Raw genomic sequence first — 5,310 nt, 5'->3', positions numbered from 1 at the left:
CTTGTCGGACGGGGGGCCACCGGGGACGCGTCTGCGCGCGGTGCCGCTTACTTCTTGTTGCGGCGCTGGACGCGCGTACGCTTGAGCAGCTTGCGGTGCTTCTTCTTGGCCATCCGCTTGCGCCGCTTCTTGATTACAGAGCCCACGACTACCCTCGCTCACTTCTCATGACTCGGTTGCTGGGCGCCATGGGCCCATACGACCTACGAGGGGTCAGCCTACCCGCCCTTGTGCCGTGGTCGTAATCGAGGGTTGTTCCGGGATCTTCCGGACCGCCGTCAGGCCGTTTCCACCCCCACGTAGCTCTCGCGGAGATACTCGTGAACCGCCTGCTCGGGGACGCGGAACGACCGCCCCACCCGGATCGCGGGCAGATGACCGCTGTGCACCAGCCGGTACACGGTCATCTTCGACACTCGCATCACCGAGGCCACTTCCGCCACGGTGAGGAACTGGACCTCGTTCAACGGCCTCTCGCCTGCTGCAGCCATGACACACCTGAACCTTCCGCACTCGACGGCCACCGGCTTCCCCTTCCGGTGACTCTTCGTCGTTGCGTGCTCACTCCCCAGACTAGGGGCGGGTGATGCGAATGGGGAAGAGGTGTCCCCATCGGCCGCCTACTGTGACAGACAGGCTCGTTTGAGTACGTAGCGGGTGAGCGGGCGGTAGTGACCAGACCGCACCGCGTCATCAAGCGGAACGACGACCGACACCGTCCCCTCGGCCTCGCCGACGAACGGCGCGGGGTCGTCCGAGTCGGCCAGACCGATCGCCTCGAACCCCAGCTGACCTGCACCGCAGACCCATCCGTGATCTCCGACCACCAGCCCCGGCAAAGGCCCGCCGGACTCCGCCGCGGCGGCCAGCGCGAGCCGAACCGGGAGCGGGGAATGGCTGTGCGCGCCCGGCTCACCACCCCGGCGCCCGCTCGCCGGTTCCCGCACCAGGGCAACCCCTCGTACGTAGTCGAGATGGTGTGTGCGTAGACCGAACCGGGTCAATATGTCGACACAGCGACCCTGCGCGGGGGTGAGAATCTCACATCCCGCCGCCGACACCGCGTCCGCGAGCGCGGCGTAGAACCCCAGGAGCTGCCGCGGGTGCCCGGTACCGAACAGCACCGGCACCCCCCGCCGGACCGCGTCGGCGATCACCCCCGCGAAGGCGTCCAGCGCGGCGAGGGTCCGCTCCGGGTCGATCACGTCCCGGCCCGACGTACGCGCCGGGTCGGACGAGACCCCGCACCGGTCCGCCATCAGCTCAAGCAGTTCCCGCTGCCCCCAGGACCGTTCGGGATCGATCCCGATCAGCGCGCGGGGGTCCCGCGCGGCGAACAGCCGGTAGTTGCGCAGGCTGTCCTCCCGCGTGGTGGCGACCTCCCCGGCGAGGTGAGCAGCCAGCAGGTGCGCGCGCAGGGCACCGGAGTCCGACACGCTTGCGATCGTGGCCCATCGGGCGGCCGCCCGGAGGCGGAACGGGCGAAGACCGCACGGCCGGCCCAACGATTACGCGCCGCGCCGTTCAGGCCAGGAGCCCCCGCAGCGGGAACACCGAGCGCCGGGTGGCCAGCACCGCCTGGTCGAGCCGGTCGGCCGGGTCGTACCCCGACTCCCAGGCCGCGTACCCCACCGGCCAGCGGCCGTCCGTCATCCGCTGCGGCCCCAACTGCCGCGTCCGCGCGTACACTTCCTGCCGCCAGCCCTCCGGGATCGCCGTCTCCGGCGCGATCTCCCGTCCGGCAGCGATCGCCACCAGATGCGTCCAGGATCTCGGCACCACGTCCACCACCGCGTACCCGCCGCCGCCCAGCGCCAGCCACTTGCCGTCGGCGCAGGTGTGCGCCAGCTCGTGACAGGCCACCTGAACCGCCCGCTGCGCGTCCAGCGAGACCGCCAGATGCGCGAGCGGGTCCTCGAAGTGCGTGTCCGCCCCGTGCTGCGACACCAGCACCTGCGGCCGGAACTCCGCGAGCAGCTCCGGCACCACCGCGTGGAACGCCCGCAGCCACCCGGCGTCCCCGGTCCCGGCCGGCAGCGCCACGTTCACCGCCGCGCCCTCACCTGCCCCGGCCCCCGTCTCCTGCGGCCAGCCGGTCGCCGGGAACAGCGTCCGGGGATGCTCGTGCAGCGACACCGTCAGCACCCTGGGGTCCTCCCAGAACGCCGCCTGCACCCCGTCCCCGTGATGCACGTCGACATCCACATAGGCGACCCGCTCCACACCCAGCTCCAGCAGCCGGGCGATGGCCAGCGCCGCGTCGTTGTACACACAGAACCCGGACGCCCCGCCCGGCATCGCGTGGTGCAGCCCGCCCGCGAAGTTCACCGCGTGGTCCGTGTCCCCACGCCACACCGCCTCGGCCGCCGCCACCGACTGCCCCGCGATCAGCGCGGACACCTCGTGCATCCCGGCGAACGCAGGATCGTCGACCGTCCCGAGACCGTACGACCCGTCCGCCGCACCCGGGTCCGCCGACGCGGCCCGTACCGCGTCGATGTAGTCCTCCCGGTGCACCAGCCGCAGCGTCGACTCCCCGGCCGGCCTGGCCGCGACGATCTCCAGCTCCCGGTCGAGGCCGAGGGCCGCCACCAGCCTCCGGGTCAGGTCCAGCCGCACCGGAGCCATCGGATGGTCCGGGCCGAAGTCATAGCCCGTTACTGCCTCGTCCCACATCAGCTGTGCGCGGCCGCTCATGCCCGCCACCGTATCGGTCGCCCCCGGACCCGAACGACCGGGCATACACCGTCGTCACCAGCACGAGCGCCATCGGTACGAGCATCGCGCCCCGGTAGCTCCAGGCGTCGCCCAGCGCCCCGACCAACGGCGAACCGACCAGAAAACCCACGTAGTTGAAGATGTTGAGCCGCGCGATCGCCGCGTCCGACCTTCCGGGGAACAGCCTGCCGGCCGCCGCGAAGGTCTGCGGCACCAGCACGCACAGCCCGATCCCCAGCAGGGTGAACCCGAGCATCCCCACCCAGGCCCCCGGCGCCACCGCCACCACCGCGAACCCGCACGCCGCCACCAGCGCCCCCAGCCGCACCACCGACACGGCCCCGAACCGCCGCACCCCGACATCCCCCACGGCCCGGCCCACCAACATGGTCACCATGTACACGTTGTAGGGAACCGTCGCCGCCTGCTCCGACCCGCCCAGCACGTCCTTCACGTACTTCGCACTCCAGTTGGACACCGTCGAGTCCCCGATGTACGCGAACGTCATCACCAGACACAGCGGCAACAACACCCGGAACGCCACACCTTGGCCCTCCCCCGCCTGCGCCGGCTCCCCCTCACCGTCGACATACCACCGGCTCCCCACCAGCACCGCCGGCAACAGCACGACAGCTGCCGGGAGATACGACATCCACAACGCCAACTCCCCGTGGGCACCCACCCAGGCCAGCGACGCCCCGAGGATTCCGCCCAGGCTGTACGCCGCGTGGAAGCTCAGCATGATGCTGCGTCCGTACGCCCGCTGGAGGCTCACCCCGAGCATGTTCATGGAGGCGTCCAGCATTCCCACGGACAGCCCGAACACCCCCAACGCCGTGGCCAACTCCGCCACTTGATCCCCGGCCCCGACACCGAGCAGCGCCAGCAGCACCACCGGCTGGGACCAGCGCAGCAGCCGGCTGGGCCGCACCCGCCGCACCAGCCGCTCGGTCGTCACACTCCCGACTCCGGCCAGGATCGGCACGGCGGCCAGGAAGACCGGCAGCACCGCGTCGGAGACCCCGTACCGCTCCTGCACGGCCGGGATGCGCGTCACCAGCAGGGCGAAGGCGACGCCCTGGGTGAAGAAACCGAACGCCAGCGAGGCCCTGCCGCGCCGCAGCACTTCAGTCATGGCGGCGAGCGTAGGGCTCCGGCGGTGCGCTGAACAGATCCGGCCAAAGCTGAGTTGGGCTCAGCTTCGGCCGGCCGGTGCCGAGTCAGGCCGCGGCCTTCTCGCGTCCGGGCTCGGCCGGCACCGTGGCGGCCTCCTCGCCCAGCATCCGCCCCATCGGCGCCACCGCGACCGCGCCCCAGACGACGAAGGTCGCCACCATCACCACGACCATCAACACCCCACCGAGCCACACCAGCGTGTCGACCCAAATGGTGTACGCCCCCACCGCACGCGCCACGCACTCGAGGAACAGCGCCACACCCCAGACGAGGGAGAACGCCCGCTCCTTGCGCCGGCAGCCGGCGGAGCCGGCCGCGGTCCCGGAGGTGAGCCGCCGCCAGGCACCGCCCCTCGCGTCGTCCCCACTCCACACGGTCCGCGCCGCAGGCCCGACACTGCTCCAGGCGAGAGCGGCGAAGGTGCTCATCCCGAAGGCTTCCCTGAAGACGTAGTACGGGCCGAGCGGCAGCGCGACATCGATGAGCAGCGGCTTGAAGTTGTCCAGCGCGCTCGGCCGACGCAGCTGGTCGTGGCCCTGGTTCCCCGCGTTCTTCGTCGTGCCCTCAGCTTCCCGGCGGAGAGGCTCCTGCCGACAGAAACGAAGGCCCGGAGGTCGGCATGACATCCGTCAGCTCCGCCCGATGGCCACGGACAACATGGCCACGGTCACACCAGCAGGTCGGCCAACTCCCCCATGTCCGCGAACAGTCGAGTGGCCCCGGCGAGCCTCTCCGGCGGGGTCATCGCGGTGAACCCGTACACGTCCATCCCGGCCGCCACGGCCGCCCGCACGCCCAGCGGGGAGTCCTCCACGACGAGGCAACGCTCGGGGGCGACCCCCATCCGCTCCGCCGCGTACAGGAACAGATCGGGGGCGGGCTTGCCCCGGCCGACGTCCTGCGAGCTGAAGACGCGGTCGTCCTCGAACCACCGGTCGAGACCGGTCACCCGGTGCCCGACCCGAATCCGCTCATGGCTCCCGGAGGAGGCCACGCAGTACGGCGTTCCGTCGGCGGCCAGCTTCTCCAGCACACCTTCGACGCCGGCCACCGGCCGCAGCTCCGCCTCGAAGGCCGCGAACACCCGAGCGTGGAACACGTCGTCGAAGTCGGCGGGCAGCCGCTCCCCCGTCCGTTCCAGCACCAGGTCGTGCACGCGGTGCATCGCGGCACCCATGTAGTCCCGGAGCGAATCCTCGTACGTCGTCGGGTGCCCCAACTCGGTCAGATAGGCGGCGAGGTGCCGGTTGGAGATCGGCTCGCTGTCCACCAGGACGCCGTCATTGTCGAAAAGGATGAGGTCGTAGCGCATATCCCCGACCCTAAACGCAGAAAACCCCCGCACCAAAAGGTGCGGGGGTTTTCCCTCAAATATAGTTCGGCGGTGTCCTACTCTCCCACAGGGTCCCCCCTGCA

General features: G+C 70.8%; 7 protein-coding genes. All 7 read right to left on the bottom strand.

The genetic code is table 11. The annotated features are described in order from the left end of the window. Nucleotides 1-47: 47 nt before the first annotated feature. Nucleotides 48-146: a 30S ribosomal protein bS22 gene (locus tag ACFWN1_RS31365; RefSeq protein WP_003948845.1), complete on the bottom strand. Its 99-nt coding sequence runs from the start codon at nucleotides 144-146 to the stop codon at nucleotides 48-50. Between the two features lie 132 nt (nucleotides 147-278). Next, on the bottom strand, nucleotides 279-491 hold the full coding sequence (locus tag ACFWN1_RS31360) for a helix-turn-helix domain-containing protein (RefSeq protein ID WP_004984898.1): 213 nt from the start codon (nucleotides 489-491) through the stop codon (nucleotides 279-281). Between the two features lie 129 nt (nucleotides 492-620). Further along, the gene (locus ACFWN1_RS31355) at nucleotides 621-1,436 is read right to left on the bottom strand and encodes a phosphatase (RefSeq protein ID WP_384369514.1); all 816 of its coding nucleotides are present in this window, start codon (nucleotides 1,434-1,436) and stop codon (nucleotides 621-623) included. An 88-nt stretch (nucleotides 1,437-1,524) separates the two neighbouring features. Continuing rightward, nucleotides 1,525-2,697, bottom strand: coding sequence for an acetoin utilization protein AcuC (locus tag ACFWN1_RS31350; RefSeq protein ID WP_384369511.1), 1,173 nt, complete (start codon nucleotides 2,695-2,697; stop codon nucleotides 1,525-1,527). Further along, nucleotides 2,648-3,853 carry an MFS transporter gene (locus tag ACFWN1_RS31345; RefSeq protein ID WP_384369508.1) on the bottom strand — a complete coding sequence of 402 codons (1,206 nt, stop codon included), beginning with the start codon at nucleotides 3,851-3,853 and terminating at the stop codon, nucleotides 2,648-2,650. The genes ACFWN1_RS31350 and ACFWN1_RS31345 overlap by 50 nt, the downstream gene beginning before the upstream one ends. A gap of 85 nt (nucleotides 3,854-3,938) precedes the next feature. Then, the gene (locus ACFWN1_RS31340) at nucleotides 3,939-4,520 is read right to left on the bottom strand and encodes a hypothetical protein (protein WP_384369505.1); all 582 of its coding nucleotides are present in this window, start codon (nucleotides 4,518-4,520) and stop codon (nucleotides 3,939-3,941) included. A 41-nt stretch (nucleotides 4,521-4,561) separates the two neighbouring features. Beyond that, a complete protein-coding gene (locus ACFWN1_RS31335; protein ID WP_384369502.1) occupies nucleotides 4,562-5,206 on the bottom strand; it encodes an HAD family hydrolase in 645 nt (214 codons plus the stop codon). Between the last annotated feature and the right edge of the window lie 104 nt (nucleotides 5,207-5,310).

The organism is Streptomyces sp. NPDC058459 (genome assembly GCF_042721685.1).
Lineage (GTDB): Bacteria > Actinomycetota > Actinomycetes > Streptomycetales > Streptomycetaceae > Streptomyces.
This window is presented reverse-complemented; position numbering and strand designations above follow the sequence as displayed.